Genomic DNA, 24,588 nt, shown 5'->3' with positions numbered 1-24,588 from the left:
ACCCGTCGGCAGGACACACCCCGCCACCGCCGCTCGGGGCGGCACACACGTGTGCCGCCCCACCACGCTCCGGCAGCCGGCCGCATGGCACCGGGCCACACATCCGGCGCTCAGCGCCAGGCCACCCCCGCCACACATCCGGCGCTCAGCGCCACGCCCCACATCCGGCGGTGAGCCGCATGCCGCCCCCGCCACACATCCGCCGGTCAGCCACGCGCCCCCAGCAGGTGGTCCATGGCGAGCTGGTCGAGGTGCTCGAAGGCCATGCCGCGGGCGGCCGCCGCCTCGACGTCGAAGTCCTCGAAGGCGGTGCGGTCGGCGAGCAGGGCCGCCAGGCCGTCGCCGGCGGTGGGCTGGGCGAGCTGGTCCAGCCGGGCGTCGCGCAGCGCCTGCTGCACCTCCGGGTCGCCACGGAACGCGGCGGCGCGCTCCTTGAGGATGAGGTAGTTGCGCATGCAGCCCGCGGCGGAGGCCCACACGCCGTCGAGGTCCTCGGTGCGCGGCGGCTTGAAGTCGAAGTGCCGCGGACCGGCGTAGCCGGCGCTCTCCAGCAGGTCGACGAGCCAGAACGCGGCACGCAGATCACCGGCGCCGAAGCGCAGGTCCTGGTCGTACTTGATGCCGGACTGGCCGTTGAGGTCGATGTGGAACAGCTTGCCCGCCCACAGGGCCTGCGCGATGCCGTGCGGGAAGTTCAGCCCGGCCATCTGCTCGTGCCCGACTTCGGGGTTCACGCCGTACAGCTCGGGGCGCTCCAGGCGCTCGATGAACGCGAGCGCGTGGCCGACGGTGGGCAGCAGGATGTCGCCGCGCGGCTCATTGGGCTTGGGCTCGATGGCGAAGCGCAGGTCGTAGCCCTGCTCGGTGACGTACTCGCCCAGGAGGTCGAAGGCCTCCTTCATCCGCTCCAGCGCCACGCGCACGTCCTTGGCCGCGCCGGACTCGGCGCCCTCGCGGCCGCCCCAGGCGACGTAGACCTCGGCGCCCAGCTCGACGGCGAGGTCGATGTTGCGGATGGTCTTGCGCAGCGCGTAGCGGCGCACGTCGCGGTCGTTGGCGGTGAAGGCGCCGTCCTTGAACACCGGGTGGGTGAACAGGTTCGTGGTCGCCATCGGGACCTTCATGCCGGTCGCGTCCAGCGTCTGCCGGAAGCGCTTGACGACCGCCTCGCGCTCGGTGTCGGTGGAGCCGAAGGGGATCAGGTCGTCGTCGTGGAAGGTCACCCCGTACGCGCCCAGCTCGGCAAGGCGCCGCACCGTCTCGACCGGGTCCAGGGCGGCACGGGTGGCGTCCCCGAAGGGGTCCCTGCCCTGCCAGCCGACGGTCCACAGACCGAACGTGAACCTGTCCTCGGGGGTGGGCTGGTAGTTCATGCCACGGCTCCTTGCTGTTGCTCTTGTCGCGCGCTCATGTCTCGTGCTCGCGACTATTTCGTCATGGCGCTTTACAAATTAGTATGCCCACGCACCAGGGGGAAAAGACAAGGGGCACGCCGTCCCCAGTCGCAGCGAGAGGGAGAGCACGATGTCAGCAGCCGAGGGTCCGCTCGTCGTCGGCGTGGACACGTCCACGCAGTCCACCAAGGCGCTGGTCGTCGACGCGTCCACCGGCCAGATCGTCGCGAGCGGCCAGGCGCCGCACACGGTCTCCTCCGGCGCGGGCCGCGAGAGCGACCCCCGGCAGTGGTGGGACGCGCTGTGCGAGGCGCTGCGCCAGTGCGGCGAGCCCGCGCACGAGGCCGCCGCCGTCTCGATCGGCGGGCAGCAGCACGGCCTGGTCACCCTGGACGAGCACGGGGAGCCGGTCCGCCCGGCCCTGCTGTGGAACGACGTCCGCTCGGCACCGCAGGCCCGTCGGCTCATCGAGGAGTTGGGCGGGACGAAGTTCTGGGCCGAGCGCACCGGAAGCGTGCCCACCGCGTCGTTCACGGTGACGAAGTGGGCCTGGCTCGCCGAGCACGAGCCGGAGGCGGTGCGCGCGACCCGCGCGGTGCGCCTGCCGCACGACTACCTGACCGAGCGGCTCACCGGCCAGGGCACCACCGACCGCGGCGACGTGTCGGGGACCGGCTGGTGGTCCTCCACGAGCGAGGCGTACGACGAGGAGATCCTCGCGCGCGTGGGCCTGGACCCGGCGCTGCTGCCGCGCGTGGTGCACCCCGGAGAGATCGCCGGCACGGTCCGCGAACACCACGACCTGCCGTTCTCCAAGGGCACCCTCGTCGCGGCGGGCACCGGCGACAACGCGGCCGCCGCGCTGGGGCTCGGACTGCGTCCCGGTACGCCGGTGATGAGCCTCGGCACCTCCGGCACGGTGTACGCGGTGTCCCGGCGCCGCCCCGCCGACCCCACCGGCACCGTGGCGGGTTTCGCCGACGCCCGCGGCGACTGGCTGCCGCTGGCCTGCACCCTGAACTGCACGCTCGCCGTCGACCGCGTCGCCGCCCTGCTGGGCCTGGACCGCGAGGCCGTCGAGCCCGCCGCCGGCGTCACCCTGCTGCCCTACCTGGACGGCGAGCGCACGCCGAACCTCCCGGACGCCTCGGGTCTGCTGCTGGGCCTGCGCCACGACACGACCGCCGGCCAGCTGTTGCAGGCCGCCTACGACGGCGCCGTGCACGCCCTGCTCGGCGCGCTCGACCTGGTCCTCGACGAGGACGCGGACCGCAGCGCCCCGCTCCTGCTGATCGGCGGCGGCGCCCGCGGTACGGCCTGGCAGCAGACGGTACGACGGCTGTCGGGCCGCCCGGTACAGGTGCCCGAGGCCCGGGAACTGGTGGCGCTCGGCGCGGCGGCCCAGGCGGCCGGCCTGCTCACCGGCGAGGACCCTGCCGCCGTGGCCCGACGCTGGGACACCGCCCGCGGGCCGGTGCTGGAGGCCGTGGAACGGGACGAGGAGACGCTGAGCAGGATCTCCGGGGTACTCTCCGACGCGTCCCCGCTGCTCGGGCGGGGGACTCGCTGACGACATCGACCGAGGACCGGCTTCCGGCATGACCGCACCGCTGCACGAGACCCACCCGGCGTCCCCGGGACGCGCGCTGCCCGACACGCAGCAGGGCATGCGCCGCCGCAACCTGTCCCGGGTGATGCACACGGTCAGCGCCCAGGGCCCGCTCTCCCGCGCCGCGGTCGCCTCCCGCATCGGCCTGACGCGGGCGGCGGTGTCCACGCTCGTCGACGAGCTGATACGCACCGGACTGCTGCAGGAGCTGGGCCCCGAACGGCCCGGACGGGTCGGCCGGCCGGGCTCGGCTCTCGCCGTCAGCGATCGCGGTCCCGCCGGGATCGGCGCGGAGGTAGGCGTCGACCATCTGGCCGTCTGCGCCGTGGATCTGCGCGGCCAGGTGCGGGCCCGGGCCGAACGGCACGGCACGAACCGGGACCGCTCCCCCGAGCCCGTCCTCGCCGAGCTGGCCGACCTGATCCGGCAGGTCGTCGCCGAGGCCGAGGGCGAGGGCCTGTGGCCTGCGGGACTCGCCGTGGCGGTGCCCGGCCTCGTCGCCCCGGACGGGCGCACGGTCGTGCGGGCCCCGAACCTCGACTGGCGCGACACCGACCTCGGCCCGCTGCTGCCGGGCGACGTCCCGCTGGTCGTGGACAACGAGGCCAACTTCGGCGGCCTGGCCGAGCTGTGGCTCGGCGAGAGCACACCCCGGGACTTCCTGCACGTCTCGGCCGAGATCGGCATCGGTGCGGCGGTGGTCGTGGACGGGCGGCTGCTGCGCGGGGCGCGCGGCTTCGCGGGCGAGCTGGGGCATGTGCCGGTCCACCCCGACGGCCCGGCCTGCGGTTGCGGCGGCCACGGATGCCTGGAGCAGTACGCCGGTGAGGAAGCGGTGCTGCGGGCGGCCGGCGTCGAGGCGGGCGAGGACCGGGTGGGGCTGCTCGCCGAGCGGGCCGCGGGCGGCGACGAGGCGGTGCGGCGGGCCCTTCGGGAGGCCGGCGTGGCGCTCGGCATCGCCCTGACAGGTGCGGTCAACCTGCTCGACCCCGAAGCCGTCGTGCTGGGCGGTGCGCTGGCCGGTCTCGCCCCGTGGCTGCTGCCGGCGCTGCGGGAGGAACTCGACCGGCGCACGGCCGGACGGGCCTGCCCGGTCTCGGTGTCCCGGCTGGGACCGCAGGGGCCGCTGCTGGGCGCGGCGCACTCGGTGGTGCGCGCGGTGCTGGACGACCCGGCACAGGTGGCGGAACGCGCCTGACCCACGGCGCCCCGGCGCCCGGCGAACGGGCGCCAGACGGCCCAGCGTGCCAGGCGGCCCGACGACTCGGCGCGCCCCGGCGACTCGGCAGCCCGGCCACCCGGCGCCCCGGCGACTCCGAGGCTCACTGATCCGGCTCGCCGATCCGGCGACTCCAAGGCCCGAGGACCCGGCCACCCGGCCACCCGGCCGCCGGCCGCCCGGCCACCATGCGACCCGGCCCCACCCGGCCAACCTGCGTGCGACCCACCCCCGCCACCGCCACCCACCGGCAGCTCCACGCCCCGCTCACCCGGCGCCCTGCGGCCCGACACCCCCGCGGACCGACACCCCCGCGGCCCAGTGGACCAGCAGCCCAGCAGCCGGACACCCCGGCGACTCAGCAGCCCAGCAGCCCGCCACCCGCCACCCGGCACCCGGCACCCGGCACCCCCAAGCCAGTTCGCCCGAACGGGTGATCACGTTGTCCCCAATGCCTGCACCGTCCACCGACCCGGCGCCGTCCTCTTCTGCCCGCACCGCGACGGTCGTACCGTGAAGTCGGTCGTCGCCCCGTCCCGCGCGGTGAACTCGCCTCCCGCCCCGCGCGCATGACGGAGCGTGACCCGATGGACGACCCGATGGACGACTCGATCAACGACCACAGGATCCTGAGCGCCGACCCCGGCCTGCCGTACGGCGGCCGGGCACCCTCCCCCCATCGAAAGGCATCGCTCATGGAACGGTCACGACCGCTTCCCAGCAGGCGACGGCTCCTCACCGGCGCCGCTCTCGCCGCCGCCTCCTCCGCCCTGCTCCCAGCCGCCCGGGCCGGCGCCCAGGCGCAGGCCGTCGACTACCCGCCCGCCGAGTGGCAGCCGGCGAGCAGCTCGAACTACACGGCGTCCAGCCGGCCGGCCTCCTATCCCCTGGACTACGTGATCATCCACGTCACCCAGGAGACGTACGCCACCACCCTGTCCATCTTCCAGAACCCCCAGAAGAAAGTGTCCGCCCACTACGTCGTGCGCTCCTCCGACGGGCACGTGGCCCAGTGCGTCCGGGAGAAGGACATCGCCTGGCACGCGGGGAACTGGGACTACAACACGCGCAGCATCGGAATCGAGCACGAGGGATGGGTCGACAAGCCGGCCTACTTCACCAACGCCCTGTACGAGCAGTCCGCGAGACTCACGGCGGCTATCTGCGACCGCTACGGCATCCCGAAGGACCGTGCGCACATCCTCGGCCACTACGAGGTGCCGGGCACCGACCACACGGACCCGGGACCGAACTGGGACTGGGTGCGCTACATCCGGCTGGTCAACTTCGCCTGACGGGACGGCACCAGGACGGCGGCACACTCCGGGACAGGGCCCGGCGCGGCGGCGCGCACCTCACCGCCCCCACTCCATCAGCCGCGCCAGCGCCGCCGCGGTCCCTGTGAAGCCCTCCTCGCCGAGCAGTTCCCGCAGTTCGGCGTTGGTGCGATCGATCTCCGGCCGGGCGGCCCGCAGCACCTCGCGTCCGGTGTCCGTCAGCTCCAGGACCACGGCGCGGTGTTCGCTGGGATGCGCTCGGCGCTCGACGAGGCCGGCCGTGGTGAGCCGTCCCACCAGGCCGGTCACGGCGGACTCGCGCAGGCCGAGGGTGCCGGCGAGTTCCCGCTGGGTGAGGCCCGGCCGATCACGGACGGCGAAGAGGGCACCGAGCTGTGCGGTCGTGATGCCGGCGGCCTCCAGCAGGCGCCGGTCGGCGGCGGTGCGCAGCTGGTGGGCCGCCCGCTGGAGCAGGAAGAACAGACGCAGGTCAGGCTCGGACATGGGTTGATCTTGACAGAGGGACGGGTCCGCGGCCAGGCTCACTTCACTACCGAAGTGAGGAGCCGCGAAGTGCATGATCTGTCCGGTCTGGAAGAGGCGCGCAAGGTGCTGGCGGAGCAGCCCTTCAGCGTGCTGCTCGGCGCCCGGCTGGTCGCCTTCGGCGACGGCGAGGCGACGCTGGAGCTGGACATCCGCGAGGACCTGCGCCAGCAGTACGGCTTCGTGCACGGGGGCGTGCTGAGTTACGCCGCGGACAACGCCCTGACCTTCGCCGCCGGCAGCGCGGTGGGCACCGGGGTGATCACCGCCGGGTTCACCATCGACTATCTGCGCCCGGCCCAGGGCGCGGTGCTGCGGGCGCACGCCCGCGTGGTGCGGGCCGGGCGGAGCCGGGTGGTGTGCCGGTGCGATCTCACCACGACCGGCGAGGACGGCACCGAGACACTGTGCGCGGTGGCCCAGGGCACGATCTCGGTGACCGGCGGGTCGTGACACCGAACGCACGGCCCCTGTCCTGAGCAGCAGCCCCCGACAGGCCCTGTTTTCTCACCCGATCTCGTGCAGTCGCCCCGTGTATGCCGCGCGGGCATGCGTCATCTGGTGCACTTCCCTGGTGTCCTGGAACAGTTGACGCGACTTCAGGGGGCCTGGTGACGGCACGTCAGAAGAGCAACCCACGGGGCAGATCGGTGCTGACGCTCCTCGCGGCGCTCGGCACACTGATGGGAGCGGCGCTGGCGGGCGCGGCGCCGGCCGGTGCCGCCGAGCCGGGGACGCCGGTCGCGCCGGGCGTGGTGTACGAGGAGTTCGACATCCAGGGTGCCAAGGGCCCCACGCACGCACATGTGCTGAGCGTGGACCTGCGAAACGCCAAGGTGCACCTCGGGCTGCTGTACCCGGGCGCGGTGGCCGCGCGGGCGCCCGTCTCGCGGCTGGCCGACGCCGAGGGTGCGGTCGCGGGCGTCAACGGCGACTTCTTCAACATCACCGAGACCCAGCACCCGGGCGTGGACGCGACCGGGGCGAGCGTGGGCCCGGCGATCGCGGCCGGGCACGTGCTGAAGGCGGCGGTGCCGGACGGGCAGCGGTTCGGGCCCGCACTGCCGCCCGGCACCACCACCGAGGACGTCCTCGGCACGGGTACCGACCGGCGGGCCCGCATGGGGCGGCTGAGCCTGCGCGGCTCGGTCCGCACCCCGCACGGCACGCTGCCGCTCGGCGGGCTGAACCAGTACGCCCTGCCGGTGGGTTCCGTCGGCGCGTTCACCGCCGAGTGGGGCGGTGCCTCCCGAAAGCGGGCGACCTGCGGAACGGACACCGAGCGGGCCGCACCGTGCAGCACCGACACCTACGAGGTGACCGTCCGTCAGGGACGGGTGGTCGCCGCGTCCGAAACACCGGGCGGTGGGCCCGTCGCACGCGGGACGACCGTGCTGGTCGGCCGGGAGGCCGGTGCGCAGTGGCTGCGGAAGCTGGTTGAGGGCGAGCGGGTGAGCGTGACGCACCGGCTGGTCGCCGCCGGGAGCGGGGTGCCGTACCACTTCGCGCTCGGTGGCTATCCGCTGCTCACCGGCGGGCGGCCGTTGCCGGGGCTGGACGACACCACGGCCGCCGTGCGCACCGCTGTGGGGCTTGCCGACGGCGGGCGGCGGGTGCTGCTGTTCGCCCTGGACGGCGCCGCCGAGTACCGGACGGGGCTGACCGTCGCCGAGGTGGCCGAGGCGTTGCGCGGGCTGGGTGCCCGCGAGGGGTTCAGCCTGGACGGCGGCGGGTCCACCACGCTGGTGGCCCGGGCACCGGGCGAGACGGCCGTGTCCGTGCGCAACCACCCCACCGGAGGCGCCGAGCGGCCCGTCCCGAACGGCATCGGTGTGTTCGTCGGCCGGTGAGGACCGGCGGGCTCACGGCCGCAGGCTGCCGACGATGTCGGCGGTGGCCGTGAGCCCGCTCTGGATGGTCGGCGCCATGCTCGTGCTGGCGAGGTAGAAGCCCAGCAGCAGGCAGACCAGCGCGTGACTGATCTTCAGTCCGCCGTTGCGGATGAAGATCACCGCCAGGACCAGGAGCAGCAGCACCACTGAGATGGAAATCGCCATCGTCGGCCTCCTCCGCCACGACGCCGCACGACGCGACGCCACGCCCTTGCACGCCCGTCCGTTTCACGGCGTTCGGCCGCAAGTGTGGCGTAGGCGAGGGATGACCCGGGTGGCTGACGTGTCCCCCGAACGGGTGGTGTCACCGGGTGCGGTGGGCGTCCAGGAAGGCTTCGGCTCCGGCGAGGTCGTCCGTGTTGAGGTAGTCGACGCCGGCGGCGAGCAGTTCCGTCCACAGCGCGTCCCGGGCGGGGCCGGGCGTGTCGGGGGTGGCCCAGAACCGCACCCGCTGCCCGCGTCCGTGCGCCTGGGCGACGATGCCGCGCAGCTTGGCGCGCTCGGGGTCGGGGAAGGCGCCGGTCCCCTGCCAGGTGAAGTTCAGCGTCCAGTTGTCGCTGATCAGCGGGACGAAGGAGGCGGGCGCGGCGCTGCCGAGGTCGGTGAGCCGGCCGTCGTAGAACGCGTGCCGGACGGTCTGTGCCTCCATCGGGGCGCGCGCCGCCCGGTCGCCGGAGACGACCGCGGTGACCGGCCCCGGGTGGACGCGGCCGTGGGCGTACGTCGTGAACAGGTGCCGGTAGCGGCTGAGATGGCGGTCGAGTTCCCGGTAGGTGGAGGAGCCCTCGGTCTTGATGTCGATGAGCAGCTGAAGCGGCTCGCGGTCACCGCGGTAGACCGAGCCGCCCTGGGCGTGGACGCGGGCGGCGAGCGGGGCGAGGTAGAGGGCCTCCAGGGTGCGGGACGGGTCGAGGTCGACCGTGTCGTGGGCGACGAGGAGCTGGTCGCCGACGAGGAAGATGTCCGCCTCGACGCTGCCGAAGCGGTGGTCGAGCGCGTCGAGGAGGGGGCGCGGGTGCTCGTAGTCGTTGTGGGCGTGAGCGTTCCACAACGGGTGCGCACCACGGCGACGCTCAGCGGCGAGCGACCGCGACGCGGGCAGCGCGACGGTGCCGGCGAGGGCGGCACCGAGAGTGGTGAGGGCTCCGCGGCGGGTGGTGAGGGCCATGCTCTGCCTCCCAGGAGGACCGGATCGAAAAAAGCCTCAGTGAGTATGAGGTCACGGGTCCGTCAAAGGCTCGGGCCTGGGCAGGAGTTGGCCGAACAGCCGCCCCTGGTTCACCGGCTTTCCTCGGGGCACACGAAAGAGCCCGCCCCTGGTGGGGCGGGCTTCACTCGGGGTGGTGCGTCAGGGGGCCCGGAGGTCGACGAGTACGGCCAGTGCCTCGCGGTGCGTGCCGGCCGTGCCGTAGGCGATCGCGTCGGCCTTGGCCCGCTTGAGGTACAGGTGGACGGGGTGTTCCCAGGTCATGCCGATGCCGCCGTGCAGTTGCAGCGCCTCCTCGGCGGCGTGCACGGCCACGGGCGCCGCGTACGCCTGCGCGACGGCGACCGCCACGTCGGTGTCCGTGTCCGTCGCGAGGGCGTCGGCGGCACCGCGGGCGGCCGCCCGGAGGTTGACGACTTCCAGCCACAGCTGGGCGAGGCGGTGCTTGAGCGCCTGGAAGCCGCCGACGGGCCGGTTGAACTGCTTGCGTTCCTTCAGGTAGCGCACGGTCTCGGTCAGCGTCCAGTCGGCGACGCCCAGTTGCTCGGAGGCGAGCAGTCCGGCCGCGGCGCGCAGGGCCCGTCGTACGGCGGGTCCGGCGTCGCCGATACGGCGGCCGGGGGCGCCGTCCAGCCGTACGGTCGCCACCGGCCGGGTCAGGTCCAGCGACACCTGGGTGGTGACGGTGGCGGCGTCCGCGTCCACGGCGTACAGAGCGCCGTCCTCGCCCGGCACGAGCAGGACGTCGGCGGCCGAAGCGTCGGCGATGCCCGTCAGCTCGCCGTGCAGCAGCCCGTCCTGCACACGTACGGCGGGGAACGCGGCGCCCGGCGCGAGGTGCAGGCCCACGGCGAGGGCACCGATGGTGCGGCCGGAGGCCAGGGCGCCGAGCAGCTCCGCGTCACCGCAGGCCAGCAGCGCCTCGGTGGCGACGACGGCACTGGTCAGGTACGGCACCGGCGCGACCGCGCGGCCCAGCTCCTCCAGCACGACGGCGGCCTCGCGGTGCGAGGCGCCCTGGCCGCCCTGCTCCTCGGGCACCAGCAGCCCGGCCAGGCCCATGGTCTCGGCGAGGGCCTTCCACAGGGCGCGGTCGTGCGGCGTGCCGGTCTCCACGCGGGCGATCACGTCGGCCGGGGCGCAGTGGTCGGTGAGCAGGTCCCGGACGGCGGCCCGCAGCGCCTCTTCCTCATCGGAGTACAGCAGGTCGGGCTGTGTGCTCATCGGGACAGGTCCTTCCAGGCGACGTCCTTGTCGGTGCGCGGCTCGGAGGGCAGGCCGAGGACGCGCTCGGCGACGATGTTGAGCAGGACCTCGCTGGTCCCGCCCTCGATGCTGTTGCCCTTGGAGCGCAGATAGCGGTACCCGGCGTCGCGGCCGGTGAAGTCGACCAGTTCGGGGCGGCGCAGTGTCCAGTCGTCGTACAACAGGCCTTCCGGTCCGCGCAGTTCGACTTCCAGGCCGCTGATCTCCTGGTTGAGGCGGGCGAAGGCGAGCTTCATGCCGGCACCCTCGGGGCCGGGCTGGCCGGCGACGAGCTGCTGGCGCAGGCGTTCACCCGTGAGGCGGGCGACCTCGGCCTCGACCCACAGCTTCAGCAGCCGCTGATGCAGGTCGTGGGTGCGCAGTCCGGGGCGTTCACGCCAGGTCGCCGCGACCTTGCCGATCATGCCGCCCTCGCGGGGCAGCGCCATGCCGCCGATGGCCACGCGCTCGTTGTTGAGCGTGGTCTGCGCGACCCGCCAGCCGTCGCCGACCTCGCCGAGGCGGTGGGCGTCGGGGATACGGACGTCGGTGAGGAAGACCTCGTTGAACTCGGCCTCGCCGGTGATCTGGCGCAGCGGCCGGACATCGACACCGGGGTCGGTCATGTCGCAGGCGAAGTAGGTGATGCCGGCGTGCTTCGGCACGTTCGGATCGGTCCGGGCGATCAGGATGGCCCAGCGGGCGTTGTGCGCGCCGGACGTCCACACCTTCTGCCCGTTGACCACCCACTCGTCGCCCTCGCGTACGGCGCGGGTGCCGAGCGCGGCCAGGTCGGAACCGGCGCCGGGCTCGCTGAACAGCTGGCACCAGACCTCCTCGCCGGTCCACAGGGGCCTCAGGAAGCGCTGCTTCTGCTCCTCGGTGCCGTACTTGAGGATCGTCGGCGCGGCCATGCCGAGGCCGATGCCGTTGCGGCGCGGGTCGTTGTCCGGGGCGCCCGCGGCGGCCAGCTCGGCGTCCACCACGCCCTGCAGGGAGCGCGGGGCACCGAGGCCACCGAGGCCCTCGGGGTAGTGGACCCAGGCGAGACCGGCGTCGAAGCGGGCGCGCAGGAAGTCCAGGCGGGCCGTCGTCGCGGGCGGGTGCGCGGCCAGCAGTTCCCGTGTACGGCGGCGCAGTTCCTCGGCGTCGGTCATGCCGCTCCCTCCGTCACCACGGCGATCCGGCCGGTGCTGCGGCCGTCCGCCACCTTCTGCACGCCTGCCGCGGCCTCGGCGAGCGGCACCCGCTCGCTCACCAGCGGCTTGATCGCGCCCTTGGCGGCCAGCTCGGTGAGCTGCTCGTGGCACTGGAGGACGAGCCCCGGGTTCTTGGTGTTGTACAGGCCCCAGTGCAGGCCGAGGATCGAGTAGTTCTTCACCAGCGCGTGGTTGAGGCCGGGGCTGGGGATGGTGCCGCTCGCGAAGCCGACCACGACGATCCGGCCCTCGAAGGCGACGACCTTGGTGGACTGGGTGTAGGCGTCGCCGCCGACAGGGTCGTAGATCACGTCGGCGCCGCGGCCGCCGGTGGCCTCCTTGACGGCGGCGACGACGTCCTCGGCGCGGCGGTCGATCACCACGTCACAGCCCAGTTCCCGGGCGACGGAGGCCTTCTCGGCGCCGCCCACGACACCGATGACGGTGGCGCCGGCGGCCTTGCCGAGCTGCACGGCCGCGCTGCCGACCCCTCCTGCGGCGGCGTGGACGAGCAGGGTCTCGCCGGCCTGGAGAGCGGCCCGGCGGTGCAGGCCGAACCAGCCGGTCTGGTAGCCGATGTGCAGGGCGGCCGCCTCCGCGTCGTCCAGCGCGTCGGGAGCGGGCAGCAGGGCGGCGGCGTCCGCGACGGCGTACTCGGCGAAACCGCCGTACGGCAGGGCCGGGTTGGCGATGACGCGGCGGCCGTCCTCGGTCTCGCCGCAGATCTCCACCCCGGGCGTGAACGGCAGCGGCGGCCGGATCTGGTACTGGCCCCGGCACAGCAGTGCGTCCGGGAAGTTGATGTTCGCGGCGCGCACCCTGAGCAGGACCTGGCCGTCGCCGGGCGTGGGGCGCTCCACGTCCGCGAGGCGCATCACCTCGCTCGGTTCACCGTTCTCGTGCACCTGCCATGCCTGCATGCGGGGCCTCCACAAGACTGCTTCGTCCGTCGGGTTCACCGCATACTAAGCGGTCGCTTGCCATTCAGGGAACAGTCTCGTGGGTCACCCCCGCTTCGGCCGCGCCCGGACGTGCATCCGCTCGCCCTGCGGGCCGAAGAGGCTGAGGAACTCCACCGGCCCCTCCCCCGTCGAACCGAACCAGTGCGGCACCCGGGTGTCGAACTCGGCGGCCTCCCCCGGCGCGAGCACGACGTCGTGCTCACCCAGCACCAGACGCAGCTTCCCGGAGAGCACGAACAGCCACTCGTAGCCCTCGTGCGTGCGCAGATCGGGCTGCTCGGCGCGCTGCGGCTCGACCATCTTGTAGGCCTGCAGCCCGCCCGGCTGCCGGCTCAGCGGGTACAGCGTCCGACCGCCGCGGGTGATCGGCTTCGCCCGCACCCGGGGGTCGCCGACCGGTGGTGCGCCGACCAGCTGGTCCAGCGGGACCTGGTGCGCCTGCGCGATCGGCAGCAGCAGCTCCAGGCTGGGTCTGCGCAGGCCGGACTCCAGCCGGGACAGCGTGGAGACGGAGATGCCGGTCGCCTCCGAGAGCGCCGCCAGTGTCACCTCCCGCTCCTTGCGGATCCTGCGCAGTCTCGGGCCGACGCCCGCGAGAACCTCGTCCGTCGTCATGCCTCCATTGTGTCTTGCCGAACCGGCAAAGACGTTTGTCGTTTCCGGATCGTCCGGGTCACCGTCGGGGCGGAGGTGGTCACCATGACCGACACAGGCACCATGACCGAGACGTATGAAGTGGTCGTCGTCGGGGGCGGCGCGGCCGGGCTGTCCGCCGCGCTGGTGCTGGGCCGGGCCCGGCGCCGCACGCTCGTCGTCGACGCGGGCGAGCCGCGCAACGCGCCCGCCGCTCATATGCAGGGCTTCCTGTCCCGGGACGGGATGCCGCCCGCCGAGTTCCTGGCCGTGGGCCGCGAGGAGATCGCACGGTACGGCGTCGAACTGATCCGGGACCGGGCGGTGGACGCGACGCGCGAGGACGGCGGGTTCGCCGTACGGCTGGCGAACGGCCGCACTGTGCGTGCCCGGCACCTGGTGGTGGCCACGGGTCTGGAGGACGAGCTGCCGGACGTTCCCGGCGTCGCCGAGCGCTGGGGGCGGGACGTGCTGCACTGCCCGTACTGCCACGGCTGGGAGGTGCGCGACCAGCCGTTCGGCGTGCTGGCGACGAGCGCGCTGAGCGCGCATCAGGCGTTGATGGTGTCCCAGTGGTCCAAGGACGTGACGTTCTTCCTGCACCGGGTGGCCGAGGACGACCTGTCCGGCGACGACGTGCGCCGGCTGGCGGCGGCGGGGGTGACGGTGGTGACGGGCGAGGTCGCGGGGCTGGTGGTCGAGGAGGACCGGCTGACCGGTGTACGGCTCGCGGACGGAGGGGTGCACGAGCGGTCGGTGCTCTTCCTGGCGCCGCGCGCGGTGCCGCGCACCGATCTGCTCCGGCGGCTGGGGGCCGAGCTGCGGGAGACCCCGTTCGGCTCGTATCCGGTGATCGACGAGCGCGGTCTCACGACCGTCGCCGGCCTGTGGGCGGCCGGCAACGCGTCGGGCTTCGCCGAGCAGGTGATCAACGCGGCGAGCCGTGGGTACCGCGCGGGTGCGGCGATCAACGGGGAGATCCTTTTCGCGGACCTGGACGCGGTGCCGGTTCGGGGGTGAGGGCGATGCCTGCGGGCGGGGGCGGCTGCCTGCGGCGCGGGGTGCCGTTCGGGTGCCGGTGCCTGCGGCGCGGGGTGCCGTTCGGGTGCCGGTGCCTGCGGCGCGGGGTGAGCGATCCCGTGCCTGCGGCGCGGGGTGAGCGATCGGGTGCCGGTGCCTGCGGCGCGGGGTGAGCGATCGGGTGCCGGTGCCTGCGGCGCGGGGTGAGCGATCGGGTGCCGGTGCCTGCGGCGCTGGGTGGGCGATCGGTGCGGGTGCCTGCGGCGCTGGGTCGTGTTCTGGGTGCGGGCCGGTGGGGTTGGTCGCCGCCGTTCCCCGCGCCCCTTTTGTGCCTGCGGCGGCCCGTGCGGGTGCGTGGGCGGTTGCTGTCGCGCCTGCGGTGCGTTGTCGGGCGGGGCCGGGGTGGGGGGTGTCCGTCCTCGGTCCGGCCGCCCGTTCCTTGGTACGGCGACCTGTGCCGGTGCCGGACGCTGCGGGCGGACACCCCCCCGGCCCCTTCCCGCCGTCGGCGGCTGCGGCCCGTCGTCGGTGCCTGGCCGGCTGTGGGGCCCCAGGTGTGAGCCGGTCCTCCCCGGTGCACCATGACTGCATGCTGTTGCAGCGACTTGCCCAGGTGTCCCAGGAGGTTGCCGCCACGGCCTCGCGGTCGCGGAAGGCCGCCTTGCTGGCCGGGCTGTTCCGGGACGCGGAAGCGGCGGACGTGCCGATCGTCATTCCCTACCTCGCCGGGCGGTTGCCGCAGGGGCGGCTCGGGATCGGCTGGAAGGTGCTGAGCCGGGCCGTCGAGCCCGCTGCCGAGCCCAGCCTGACCGTGCGCGAGGTCGACGCTCGGCTCAGCGAGCTGGGCAAGGTGTCCGGGGCCGGGTCGCAGGCCGAGCGGGCCCGGCTGGTCGAGGAGCTGATGGGCGCGGCCACCGAGGACGAGCAGCGCTTCCTCGTCGGTCTGCTCACCGGCGAGGTCCGTCAGGGCGCCCTCGACGCGCTCGCCGTGGAGGGGCTGGCGGAGGCGACGGGCGCGCCGGCGGCGGACGTGCGGCGGGCGGTGATGCTGGCCGGGTCGCTGCAGACGGTCGCCGAGGCGCTGCTGGCCGACGGTCCGGCCGCGTTGGAGCGATTCCGGCTGACCGTCGGGCGTCCGGTGCTGCCGATGCTCGCGCACACCGCGTCGTCGGTCGCCGAGGCGGTCGGCAAGCTGGGTGCCTGCGCCGTCGAGGAGAAACTGGACGGCATCCGGGTGCAGGTGCATCGCGACGGCGACGACGTACGGCTGTACACGCGCACCCTCGACGACATCACCGACCGGCTGCCTGAGCTGACGCGGGCGGCGCGGGAGCTGCGCGGCGAGCGGTTCGTGCTCGACGGGGAGGTCATCGCCTTCGACGCGGACGGCAGGCCGCGCTCCTTCCAGGAGATCGCCGGGCGCGTCGGCTCCCGGGTGGACGTGGCGACCGCCGCCGGTGCGGTGCCCGTCTCCCCCGTCTTCTTCGACGTGCTCGCGGTGGACGGCCGTGATCTGCTGGACCTGCCGTTCGCCGAACGGCACGCGGAGCTGGCGCGGCTGGTGCCCGAGCCGATGCGGGTGCGGCGGACCTTGGCGCAGGGGGACGAGGACGTCCCGGAGGCGGAAGCCTTCCTCGCCGAGACCCTGGAGCGCGGTCACGAGGGCGTCGTCGTCAAGGCTCTCGACGCCCCCTACAGCGCGGGCCGGCGCGGCGCCTCCTGGCTGAAGGTCAAGCCGGTGCACACCCTGGACCTGGTGGTGCTGGCCGCCGAGTGGGGCCATGGCCGCCGCACCGGCAAGCTGTCCAATCTGCACCTCGGCGCCCGCACCGCCGACGGTGGTTTCGCGATGCTCGGCAAGACGTTCAAGGGCATGACGGACGCGATGCTCGCCTGGCAGACCGAGCGGCTGACGGAGCTGGCCGTGGAGCACAAGGGCTGGGGCGTGACCGTACGCCCCGAACTCGTCGTCGAGATCGCCTACGACGGACTGCAGCGCTCCACCCGCTACCCGGCCGGCGTCACGCTGCGCTTCGCCCGCGTGCTGCGCTACCGCGAGGACAAACGCCCCGAGGACGCCGACACCGTCGACACCCTGCTCGCCGCCCACCCGCAGGTGCACCCGTGACGGTGAGGCACAGCGCGGGCCTGCTGCTGTTCCGCCGCAAGCCCGGCGGACTCCAGGTGCTGCTCGGGCACATGGGTGGCCCGTTCTTCGCGAAGAAGGACGCCGGCGCGTGGACCGTCGTCAAGGGCGAGTACGACCCCGACGAGCCAGCCTGGGACGCCGCGCGCCGCGAGTTCCGGGAGGAGCTGGGCGTCGCCCCGCCCGACGGGGAGGCCGTCGCGCTCGGCGAGGTGCGGCAGAGCGGCGGGAAGGTGGTCACGGCGTGGGCGGTCGAGGGGGACCTCGATCCGGACGCCGTCACGCCCGGCACGTTCGTCATGGAGTGGCCGCCGCGCTCGGGGCGGATGCAGGAGTTCCCGGAGCTTGACCGGGTGGCGTGGTTCGGGCTGGAGCGGGCGCGCGAGGTGATCGTCCGCGCCCAGACGGCGTTTCTCGACCGCTTGGCGGAGCACTCGACCTGAGCAGATGCGTACGCGTTGCGGTCGCCCCGGCCGCGCGCGAAGGTCTAAGCACACCCGCTCCGAGGGAGGTCGGTCATGCCCATCGCAACGGTGAATCCTGCGAACGGTGAGACGCTCAAGACGTACGAGGCCATGGACGAGGAGGAGATCGAGCGCCGGCTCCAGCTCGCCGAGGCCACCTTCCGCACCTATCGCACCACCTCTTTCGCCGACCGTGCCCGCCTGCTGACCAAGGCCGCCGACCTCCTTGACGCCGACCAGCAGGACGCCGGTCGCATGCTGACCACGGAGATGGGCAAGCCGATCAAGCAGGCCCGGGCGGAGGTCGCCAAGTGCGCGAAGGCGATGCGCTGGTACGCCGAGCACGCGGAGGCCCTCCTCGCCGACGAGGAGCCCGGCGAGACGGATGTGAAGGACTCCGGGGCCACGCGTGTGCGGGTGCGCTACCGGCCGCTCGGTCCGGTGCTGGCGGTGATGCCGTGGAACTTCCCGCTGTGGCAGGTGGTGCGGTTCGCCGCGCCCGCGCTCATGGCGGGGAACGTCGGGCTGCTCAAGCACGCCTCGAACGTCCCCCGGACGGCCCTGTACCTGGAGGACCTGTTCCACCGTGCGGGCTTCCCCGAGGGCTGCTTCCAGACGCTGCTGATCGGATCCGCTCAGGTCGACGACGTCCTGCGGGACGAGCGGGTCAGGGCGGCGACGCTGACCGGCAGCGAGCCGGCGGGCCGGGCGGTCGCCTCCACCGCCGGTGAGATGATCAAGAAGACGGTGCTGGAGCTGGGCGGCAGCGACCCCTACATCGTGATGCCGTCCGCCGATCTGGACCGGGCCGCCGAGGTCGCCGTCACCGCGCGCGTGCAGAACAACGGCCAGTCCTGCATCGCCGCGAAGCGGTTCATCGTGCACACGGACGTCTACGACGCGTTCGCGGAGAAGTTCGTCGCCGGGATGCAGGCGCTGAAGGTCGGCGACCCGATGGACGAGGACACCGACGTCGGGCCGCTCGCCAGCGAACAGGGCCGGGACGACCTGGAGGAACTGGTCGACGACGCCACCCGCAGCGGGGCGAGCGCGCTGTGCGGCGGTCATCGGCTGCGCCGGCCCGAACTGCCCGGCTGGTACTACCCGCCGACCGTGCTCGCCGGGGTGACGCGGGAGATGCGCATCCACCGCGAGGAGGCGTTCGGGCCGGTCGCCACGCTGTACCGGGCGAGCGACCTGGACGAGGCGGTACTGATCGCCAACGACTCACCCTTCGGGCTGAGTTCGAACGTGTGGACGCGCGACGAGTCCGACGTCGACCGGTTCGTCCGGGATCTGGAGGCGGGCAGCGTGTTCGTCAACGGCATGACGGCCTCGCACCCGGCGTTCCCGTTCGGCGGGATCAAACGATCGGGGTACGGGCGTGAGCTGTCCGGGCACGGAATCCGCGAGTTCTGCAACATCACCACCGTGTGGCAGGGTGCGTGAGGCTACGATCCCGGATGTGAACCGCGAAGTGACTCTGCCTCTGATCGTCGACGACCGCGGGAACCTCCAGGTGACCGCCGCCGACGTGAGCAAACTGCTCCGCACGGTCGGCACGCGGTGGGTGCGGCTCGTGGAGGCCGGGGAGAGCGGGCTCGACGAGGACACGGTGGCGGCGCTGACGATCGAGCTCGCGAAGCTCGCCGACCGGATCGACGTGGCGTGCATCGCGCACAGCAGCGGCGCGCCGTAGGGCTTCTTCAGGCCGGCTGTCCGGGCTCGGACCGGCCGGCCTGGCTCAGACCGACTGTCCGGGCTCAGACCGGCCGGCCGAGCGCCGCCCAGAACATCGCCTCGTACGCCTGGAGCAGCCCGCCGTGGCGGTATGCCTGGTCCGGGTCGAGGCGTCCCGCCGCCAGCCCCGCCCGCACGGCGGCCTCCGCCTGCCGGTCCAGATCGGGAGCCGGCGCGGCGAAGAAGTCGAAGAATCCGCACGCCTCGTCCGCGAAGCCGTAATGACGCCGCAGCCCGTCGGCGATGGTCGCGCAGTAGCCGCCCCACGCCGAGAAGTTGGCGCTGAGCGCCAGCACCGCGTCGGCCGGTTCGGCATTGAGCGCGAGCCAGGCGACGTAGGCGGGATAGGCCTGGCAGCCGGGCCGTGGCCGGTACGCGGCCGAGCGTGCCGCGTCCACGCCGCACGCCTCGGCGAACGCCGCGAGCCGTTCCTCGGCCAGGGCTTCGCCGTCGGCGAGCAGCCGGAAGAACGCCGCGGACTCGGGATCCCCCGCCGCGCGTTCGGCCAGGTGACCGAAGGCGCGGCGGTCGGCGGGGATCACCAGTGCCTGCTCCAGGGCGAGCGCGGCCAGGATGTCGCGGCTCGCCTCGCCGCGGGCGATCAGCGGCACCAGGGTGTTGGACGCCCGGTCGGGGGCGAGCGCGCGCGTGGTCGTCTCCAGCAGGTCCCGGGCGGTGCCGGTCATGGCGTCCTTCCCCGAGGACTCCCGAGGGAGCCGCTCAGCTGCACGAGTAGCTGACGGGCGGGATCCAGCGCTTGCCGTCGCCGGGTGTGCCCTGGGTGGGGTGATAGGAGAGCGGGGCCAGCAGCGTTCCGGCCTGGGCCTCGTTGCGGGTGCCGCGCCACAGGTCGACGATCTGCCAGGGCTGCCCGTCGAGGACCGTGACGGTACGGGGCTGACCGCCGCAGGAGGTGCCGTTGATGACACGCCGGCCGTAGACGGGGGCGCCCCAGCCGACGTTGCCGGGCGCGGTCCATCCGGAGTACAGGGAGGGCGCGGTGGCGTAGCTGGTGGGGGTGCCGGCGCAGTAGCCGCAGCCCTGGTCGGAGTAGGTGAGCACGTAGGTGCGGTGTGCGGCGTTCCAGAAGCCGCCGGGGCCTTCGATGTGGGTGAGGCCAGCGACGCCCTGGACGCCGACGCCGGTGCCGCCGTCGCCCCGGGTGTTGAGTTCCTCGATGTTGAGGGCGGTCTCCCCCGGCATGGTGCACACGATCGCCGGGCGGGTTCCGGTCCGTTCGATGATGCCGAAGTCCCCGTTGCCGGCGCAGACGTCGAGCGTCGGCTTGGTGTAGGTGCCGTTCGCGGCGGCCGGGCCGCAGGGGCCGGCCGGCCCGGCGCAGGTCATGACGTTGTACGCGTTGACCTTGTACTGGGTGTGGTGGCGCGGCGCGTTGAACCACAGCAGGAAGGCGCCGTCGTTCAGGCCCCAGCCGGTGCGCTGGATCATGCGCGGGTTGAAGCAGCCCTGTCCGGTCCCGCCGCACGTGGCCTGCCAGCTGCGCTTCGCGTACGGGTCCTCGGAGTCGGGGGCGAACAGCGGCTTGGGCGCGCTCCACGGGCCCTGCGGGCGGCTCGCCGTGGAGACGCCGAATCCGCACCAGGGCGTGTTGTTCACGTACCACTCGAAGCCGCAGGCGTACATCGAGCCGTACATGTAGTACCGGTTGCCGAAGCGTTTGACGGTGGCGTCGTGCAGGTCGAGGCCCTCGATCACGAAGGGGCGGGGGGCGGCTGCACCGGCGAGCGCCGGGGAACCGGCGCCGAGGAGCGCGGCGGCGGCGAGGATGACCGTGGCCAGGATGGCGCGGACACGAGCGGGCACGCCTGACCTCCTTTCGGGAGGCCCGACCCTACCGGCGGAGAACGCTGACTGATCGTCATGAACCGGCAACTGCACCCGTTCCAGCGATGTGCCAGGGCGCGGTGCACCGGGAAAGCCCCCCGGCGGTGCCGGGGGGCTTTCGAGGGGTGTGCGCTGACGGGTGGTCAGCGGATCGGCATCCCGGCGAGGGTGCGGGCGATGACCAGGCGCTGGATCTCGCTGGTGCCCTCGAAGATGGTGTAGATCGCGCTGTCGCGGTGCATGCGCTCCACCGGGTACTCCCGGGTGTAGCCGTTGCCGCCGAGGATCTGGATGGCCTGGGCGGTGACCTTCTTGGCGGTCTCGCTGGCGAACAGCTTGGACATGGAGCCCTCGGCCGCGGTGAAGGGCTTGCCGTTGACGGCCATCCAGGAGGCGCGCCACACCAGCAGGCGGGCGGCGTCGATCTGGGTGCGCATGTCGGCGAGCTGGAAGGCGACGCCCTGGTTGTCGATGATCGGGCGGCCGAACTGCTCACGCGTCATGGCGTAGTCCAGAGCGACCTCGTACGCGGCCCGCGCGGTGCCGACCGCCATCGCTCCGACGGCCGGGCGGGACGCCTCGAAGGTGGCCATCGCCGCGTTCTTCACCCTCCCCCAGCCTCCGGCCGGGGGGACCCCCACGCCGCCCTGCTTGGCCTTCTCGCGGGCCCGGGCCAGCCGCTCGTCCAGCTTCTCCTTGCCGCCCAGCAGGCAGGAGCCGGGCACGCGCACGTTGTCGAGGATGACCTCGGCGGTGTGCGAGGCGCGGATGCCGTGCTTCTTGAACTTCTGGCCCTGGGCGAGGCCCGGGGTGCCCGGCGGGATGATGAAGGACGCGTGGCCCTTGGAGCCGAGCTCCGGGTCGACGACGGCGACGACGACGTGGACGTTGGCGATGCCGCCGTTGGTCGCCCAGGTCTTCGTGCCGTTGATCACCCACTCGTCCTTGGCCTCGTCGTAGACCGCCCGGGTACGCATGGAGGCGACGTCCGAGCCGGCGTCGGGCTCGGAGGAGCAGAACGCGGCGACCTTGACGTCGCCGGCGTCGCCGTACATCTGCGGGATCCAGGTGCCGATCTGCTCCTCGGTGCCGTTGGCGAGGACGCCCACGGCGGCGAGGCCGGTGCCGACGATCGACAGGGCGATGCCCGCGTCGCCCCAGAACAGCTCCTCCATCGCCATGGGGATGCCGAGGCCGGTGGGGTCGAAGTACTGCTGCGCGTAGAAGTCGAGGGAGTAGATGCCGACCTTGGCGGCCTCCTGGATGACCGGCCAGGGAGTCTCCTCACGCTCGTCCCATTCGGCGGCCGCGGGGCGGATCACGTCGGCGGCGAAACCGTGGAGCCAGTCCCGGACCTCCTTCTGTTCGTCGTTGAGCTCCATGGTGAACTCGGCCATGTCCCCTCCAGCGGCGGCGCACGTGCGTGTTACTTGCGGTAACAGGAGTCTGTTACCGGCGGGTAGGAAAAGTCAACTCCCGATGACTCCTCGGCAGCCCGTTCGAGGGGATGCGCGCGGACAGTGTTAGTTTGCGCAGGCGTCACCGATTCAGGACGGGTGGGGAGAGCACATGGACACCACGCAGCGGACCGAGCAGCAGCGGTCCGCCGACCGCCGGCGGCGGGAGCTGCTGGAGGCAGCCGACCGGGTGGTGCTGCGCGACGGCCCCCAGGCCTCGATGAACGCCATCGCCGCCGAGGCCGGGATCACCAAGCCCATCCTCTACCGGCACTTCGGCGACAAGGGCGGTCTGTACGCGGCACTGGCGAAGCGGCACACGGACGCCCTCCTCGACTCGCTGCGCGCGGCCCTGGACGCCCCGGCCGAGCGCCGGGAGCGCGTGGAGTCCACCCTCGACACCTATCTGGCGGCGATCGAGGCACGCCCGCAGGTGTACCGGTTCCTGATGCATCCGGCCGAGGGCGGCGGCGCCCAGGGCGACCAGGGCTTCGATGTCGGCAAGCACTCGGCGCCCCTGCTGCGGCGGATGGGCGAGGAGCTGGCCCAGGTCATCGAGGAGCGTGTCGACCTCGGGCCGGACAGCCGGCAGCTCGCCCGGGTCTGGGGCCACGGCATCGTGGGCATGATGCACGCGGCCGGAGACTGGTGGCTCGGCGAACGCCCCTGTGACCGACGGCAGTTGGTCCGCTCCCTGGCCGACCTGCTGTGGGGCCGCCTGGCAGCGGCCGGGGACAAGGCGGGCGGTCCGGGCTTCTGACGGTGCCGGGGGAAACGGCCGTCAGCGGTACCAGGAGGCACGGGCCACCTGGCGCATGAGTCTGCGCCTGCGCCACCCTGTCAGGTGGTCGGCGTACAGCGTCCCCTCCAGGTGGTCCACCTCATGCTGCAGACAACGGGCGAAGAACCCCGTCCCGTGCACGGTGACCGGCTCCCCGGTCACCGTGCACCCCTCGACCACCGCGTGGTCGTACCGCTCCACCCCCGCCTCGAGCCCCGGCAGGGACAGACACCCCTCCGGGCCGCGCAGCGAAATCCCGTCCGCCTCGACCAGCCGCGGGTTCACCACATGTCCCAGATGCCGGACATCGTCGTCGCCCGGGCAGTCGTAGACGAAGACCCTCAGGTCCTCCCCGACCTGGTTCGCGGCCAGCCCCACCCCCCGCGCCGCGTACATCGTCGCGAACAAGTCCTCCACCAGCGCGGCCAGTTCCGGGCCGAAGTCGGTGACCTCCCGGCACGGCCGGCGCAGAACCGGGTCCTGGAGCAGGGTCAGGGGCCGGACGCGCCCGCGGGCGCCCGGGATCGAGCCGTGTCGCATGGCGGAAAGGGTACGGTCACCGGTAGCCCCCGCCCGCCGCGCAGGTGTGGGCCGTGGTTCGGGAGTGCGAATGGATCTCGATAGGCTGATGCCCACACCACGTGGCCGTCAGGCTTCAAAGGCTTCGAGGCGCGGCGCGTACGCAAGGAGGATCGAGAACTGATGGCAGGCAACTCGGACCCGCTCACGCCGCGGGCCAAGCTGGCCGTGACCGCGGGCAAGGCGGTCGCGGCGGCATCGCGCGCAGCGGGGCGCGGCAGCGGTTCGGTGATCGGCGGCCGGGTCGCCCTCAGGCTCGACCCCGACCTGCTCGCCAAGCTCGCCCAGAACCTGGACGTGATCCTTGTCTCGGCGACCAACGGCAAGACCACGACCACCCGGCTGATCGCCGAGGCGCTGCGCGCGGCCGGGCCGGTCGTCTCCAACGCGCTCGGCGCGAACATGCCGGCCGGCATCACCTCCGCCCTCGCCGGCGGTTCGGACGCCCGGTACGCCGTGATCGAGGTCGACGAGAAGTACCTCGCGGGCGTCGCCCGGGACACCGAGCCCAAGTGCATCGCGCTGCTCAACCTCTCCCGCGACCAGCTGGACCGCGCGGCCGAGACCCGGATGCTCGCGGAGAACTGGCGCGAGGGTCTGGCCGGCACCAAGGCCGTCGTCGTCGCGAACTGCGACGACCCGCTGGTGGTGTGGGCCGCTTCTTCCTCCCCCAACGTGATCTGGGTCGCGGCCGGGCAGATGTGGAAGGACGACGCCTGGTCCTGCCCGTCCTGCGGCGGTGTGATGCAGCGCCCCGGCGACGACTGGTTCTGCGGCGAGTGCGGCTTCCGCCGCCCCGCGCCCAGTTGGGCCCTGCACGGCGAGCACGTGCTCGACCCGCACGGCTCCGCCTGGCCGATCCATCTGCAGCTGCCCGGTCGCGCCAACAAGGCCAACGCCGCCAGCTCCGCGGCCGTCGCCGCCGTGTTCGGGGTGCCGCCCCAGGTGGCGCTGGAGCGCATGTACCAGGTGCAGGCGGTCGCCGGACGCTACGACGTGGTCCAGTTCGAGGGCCGTGACCTGCGGCTGCTGCTGGCCAAGAACCCGGCCGGCTGGCTGGAGACCTTCTCGCTGATCGACCCGCCGCCGACCCCGGTGATCCTGTCCGTGAACGCCCGTGGCGCCGACGGCACCGACACCTCCTGGCTCTGGGACGTCGACTACACGCGGCTGACCGGGCATCCGATCGTCGTGATCGGCGACCGACGCCTGGACCTCGCGGTGCGCCTCGAGGTGGCCAACCAGCAGTTCCAGGTCTGCGACAACCTCGACCAGGCCGTGCAGCTGTGCCCGCCGGGGCGGATCGAGGTCATCGCCAACTACACCGCCTTCCAGGACCTGCGCCGCCGCGTCGGCAACTGAGAGTTCAGGGGACT

At 73.1% G+C, this 24,588-nt stretch carries 24 protein-coding genes; 12 read left to right on the top strand and 12 right to left on the bottom strand.

The annotated features are described in order from the left end of the window. Positions 1 to 206: 206 nt before the first annotated feature. Entirely contained in the window at positions 207 to 1,373 is a 1,167-nt protein-coding gene (gene xylA, locus ACZ67Q_RS27605) for a xylose isomerase (RefSeq protein WP_471187250.1), read from the bottom strand. A 151-nt stretch (positions 1,374 to 1,524) separates the two neighbouring features. On the opposite strand from xylA, the gene xylB reads away from it, so the two are divergent. From xylB to ACZ67Q_RS27590, 3 genes are all read left to right on the top strand, one after another. After that, positions 1,525 to 2,964: a xylulokinase gene (xylB, locus tag ACZ67Q_RS27600; RefSeq protein ID WP_471187247.1), complete on the top strand. Its 1,440-nt coding sequence runs from the start codon at positions 1,525 to 1,527 to the stop codon at positions 2,962 to 2,964. A 28-nt stretch (positions 2,965 to 2,992) separates the two neighbouring features. After that, positions 2,993 to 4,201 (top strand): ROK family protein, encoded by a 1,209-nt coding sequence (locus tag ACZ67Q_RS27595; RefSeq protein WP_471187245.1) that lies wholly within the window; start codon positions 2,993 to 2,995, stop codon positions 4,199 to 4,201. Between the two features lie 716 nt (positions 4,202 to 4,917). Then, the gene (locus ACZ67Q_RS27590; RefSeq protein ID WP_471187527.1) at positions 4,918 to 5,517 is read left to right on the top strand and encodes an N-acetylmuramoyl-L-alanine amidase; all 600 of its coding nucleotides are present in this window, start codon (positions 4,918 to 4,920) and stop codon (positions 5,515 to 5,517) included. A 60-nt stretch (positions 5,518 to 5,577) separates the two neighbouring features. On the opposite strand, the gene ACZ67Q_RS27585 is transcribed toward ACZ67Q_RS27590, so the two are convergent. Continuing rightward, the gene (locus ACZ67Q_RS27585; RefSeq protein ID WP_471187242.1) at positions 5,578 to 6,003 is read right to left on the bottom strand and encodes a MarR family winged helix-turn-helix transcriptional regulator; all 426 of its coding nucleotides are present in this window, start codon (positions 6,001 to 6,003) and stop codon (positions 5,578 to 5,580) included. 69 nt (positions 6,004 to 6,072) lie between these two features. On the opposite strand from ACZ67Q_RS27585, the gene ACZ67Q_RS27580 reads away from it, so the two are divergent. After that, positions 6,073 to 6,495, top strand: a complete 423-nt coding sequence (locus ACZ67Q_RS27580; RefSeq protein WP_471187239.1) for a PaaI family thioesterase — start codon at positions 6,073 to 6,075, stop codon at positions 6,493 to 6,495. Positions 6,496 to 6,725: 230 nt separating this feature from the next. After that, a complete protein-coding gene (locus ACZ67Q_RS27575; RefSeq protein WP_471187524.1) occupies positions 6,726 to 7,892 on the top strand; it encodes a phosphodiester glycosidase family protein in 1,167 nt (388 codons plus the stop codon). Between the two features lie 12 nt (positions 7,893 to 7,904). Here ACZ67Q_RS27575 and ACZ67Q_RS27570 read toward each other — a convergent pair whose 3' ends face one another. From ACZ67Q_RS27570 to ACZ67Q_RS27545, 6 genes are all read right to left on the bottom strand, one after another. Continuing rightward, complete coding sequence (locus ACZ67Q_RS27570) at positions 7,905 to 8,099, bottom strand: hypothetical protein (protein ID WP_366840100.1); 195 nt, start codon at positions 8,097 to 8,099, stop codon at positions 7,905 to 7,907. A 139-nt stretch (positions 8,100 to 8,238) separates the two neighbouring features. Continuing rightward, the gene (locus ACZ67Q_RS27565) at positions 8,239 to 9,102 is read right to left on the bottom strand and encodes a phosphatidylinositol-specific phospholipase C/glycerophosphodiester phosphodiesterase family protein (RefSeq protein WP_471187236.1); all 864 of its coding nucleotides are present in this window, start codon (positions 9,100 to 9,102) and stop codon (positions 8,239 to 8,241) included. A gap of 180 nt (positions 9,103 to 9,282) precedes the next feature. Further along, on the bottom strand, positions 9,283 to 10,365 hold the full coding sequence (locus ACZ67Q_RS27560) for an acyl-CoA dehydrogenase family protein (protein ID WP_471187234.1): 1,083 nt from the start codon (positions 10,363 to 10,365) through the stop codon (positions 9,283 to 9,285). Next, positions 10,362 to 11,543: an acyl-CoA dehydrogenase family protein gene (locus ACZ67Q_RS27555; RefSeq protein WP_471187231.1), complete on the bottom strand. Its 1,182-nt coding sequence runs from the start codon at positions 11,541 to 11,543 to the stop codon at positions 10,362 to 10,364. Before ACZ67Q_RS27555 ends, ACZ67Q_RS27560 begins: the two co-directional genes overlap by 4 nt. Further along, positions 11,540 to 12,505: an NADPH:quinone oxidoreductase family protein gene (locus tag ACZ67Q_RS27550; protein ID WP_471187228.1), complete on the bottom strand. Its 966-nt coding sequence runs from the start codon at positions 12,503 to 12,505 to the stop codon at positions 11,540 to 11,542. The genes ACZ67Q_RS27555 and ACZ67Q_RS27550 overlap by 4 nt, the downstream gene beginning before the upstream one ends. 84 nt (positions 12,506 to 12,589) lie before the next feature. After that, positions 12,590 to 13,162 (bottom strand): helix-turn-helix domain-containing protein, encoded by a 573-nt coding sequence (locus ACZ67Q_RS27545; protein ID WP_471187225.1) that lies wholly within the window; start codon positions 13,160 to 13,162, stop codon positions 12,590 to 12,592. 84 nt (positions 13,163 to 13,246) lie between these two features. On the opposite strand from ACZ67Q_RS27545, the gene ACZ67Q_RS27540 reads away from it, so the two are divergent. The 5 genes from ACZ67Q_RS27540 (at position 13,247) to ACZ67Q_RS27520 (ending at position 18,509) form a co-directional block, all read left to right on the top strand. Further along, positions 13,247 to 14,200 (top strand): NAD(P)/FAD-dependent oxidoreductase, encoded by a 954-nt coding sequence (locus ACZ67Q_RS27540; protein ID WP_471187222.1) that lies wholly within the window; start codon positions 13,247 to 13,249, stop codon positions 14,198 to 14,200. A 589-nt stretch (positions 14,201 to 14,789) separates the two neighbouring features. Further along, positions 14,790 to 16,328, top strand: a complete 1,539-nt coding sequence (locus tag ACZ67Q_RS27535) for an ATP-dependent DNA ligase (protein WP_471187219.1) — start codon at positions 14,790 to 14,792, stop codon at positions 16,326 to 16,328. Between the two features lie 2 nt (positions 16,329 to 16,330). Then, a complete protein-coding gene (locus ACZ67Q_RS27530) occupies positions 16,331 to 16,789 on the top strand; it encodes an NUDIX hydrolase (protein WP_471187521.1) in 459 nt (152 codons plus the stop codon). Between the two features lie 75 nt (positions 16,790 to 16,864). Continuing rightward, the gene (locus ACZ67Q_RS27525) at positions 16,865 to 18,259 is read left to right on the top strand and encodes an NADP-dependent succinic semialdehyde dehydrogenase (protein ID WP_471187216.1); all 1,395 of its coding nucleotides are present in this window, start codon (positions 16,865 to 16,867) and stop codon (positions 18,257 to 18,259) included. Positions 18,260 to 18,275: 16 nt separating this feature from the next. Continuing rightward, positions 18,276 to 18,509 carry a DUF6213 family protein gene (locus ACZ67Q_RS27520; protein WP_361626307.1) on the top strand — a complete coding sequence of 78 codons (234 nt, stop codon included), beginning with the start codon at positions 18,276 to 18,278 and terminating at the stop codon, positions 18,507 to 18,509. A 64-nt stretch (positions 18,510 to 18,573) separates the two neighbouring features. Here ACZ67Q_RS27520 and ACZ67Q_RS27515 read toward each other — a convergent pair whose 3' ends face one another. From ACZ67Q_RS27515 to ACZ67Q_RS27505, 3 genes are all read right to left on the bottom strand, one after another. Continuing rightward, positions 18,574 to 19,236, bottom strand: a complete 663-nt coding sequence (locus ACZ67Q_RS27515) for a thiaminase II/PqqC family protein (protein WP_471187213.1) — start codon at positions 19,234 to 19,236, stop codon at positions 18,574 to 18,576. 34 nt (positions 19,237 to 19,270) lie between these two features. Next, positions 19,271 to 20,374, bottom strand: coding sequence for a glycoside hydrolase family protein (locus tag ACZ67Q_RS27510; protein WP_471187210.1), 1,104 nt, complete (start codon positions 20,372 to 20,374; stop codon positions 19,271 to 19,273). Between the two features lie 164 nt (positions 20,375 to 20,538). Next, entirely contained in the window at positions 20,539 to 21,792 is a 1,254-nt protein-coding gene (locus ACZ67Q_RS27505) for an acyl-CoA dehydrogenase family protein (RefSeq protein WP_471187207.1), read from the bottom strand. A gap of 172 nt (positions 21,793 to 21,964) precedes the next feature. Between ACZ67Q_RS27505 and ACZ67Q_RS27500 the strand changes: the two genes are divergently transcribed. Further along, positions 21,965 to 22,612, top strand: a complete 648-nt coding sequence (locus tag ACZ67Q_RS27500; RefSeq protein ID WP_471187204.1) for a TetR/AcrR family transcriptional regulator — start codon at positions 21,965 to 21,967, stop codon at positions 22,610 to 22,612. A gap of 21 nt (positions 22,613 to 22,633) precedes the next feature. Here the strand turns inward: ACZ67Q_RS27500 and def are convergent, their stop codons facing one another. Beyond that, on the bottom strand, positions 22,634 to 23,173 hold the full coding sequence (def, locus tag ACZ67Q_RS27495; protein WP_471187201.1) for a peptide deformylase: 540 nt from the start codon (positions 23,171 to 23,173) through the stop codon (positions 22,634 to 22,636). Between the two features lie 162 nt (positions 23,174 to 23,335). On the opposite strand from def, the gene ACZ67Q_RS27490 reads away from it, so the two are divergent. Next, a complete protein-coding gene (locus tag ACZ67Q_RS27490; RefSeq protein WP_361626325.1) occupies positions 23,336 to 24,574 on the top strand; it encodes a MurT ligase domain-containing protein in 1,239 nt (412 codons plus the stop codon). The last annotated feature ends 14 nt before the right edge of the window (positions 24,575 to 24,588 follow it).

It is taken from the genome of Streptomyces sp. NPDC036813, from assembly GCF_055609245.1.
This window is presented reverse-complemented; position numbering and strand designations above follow the sequence as displayed.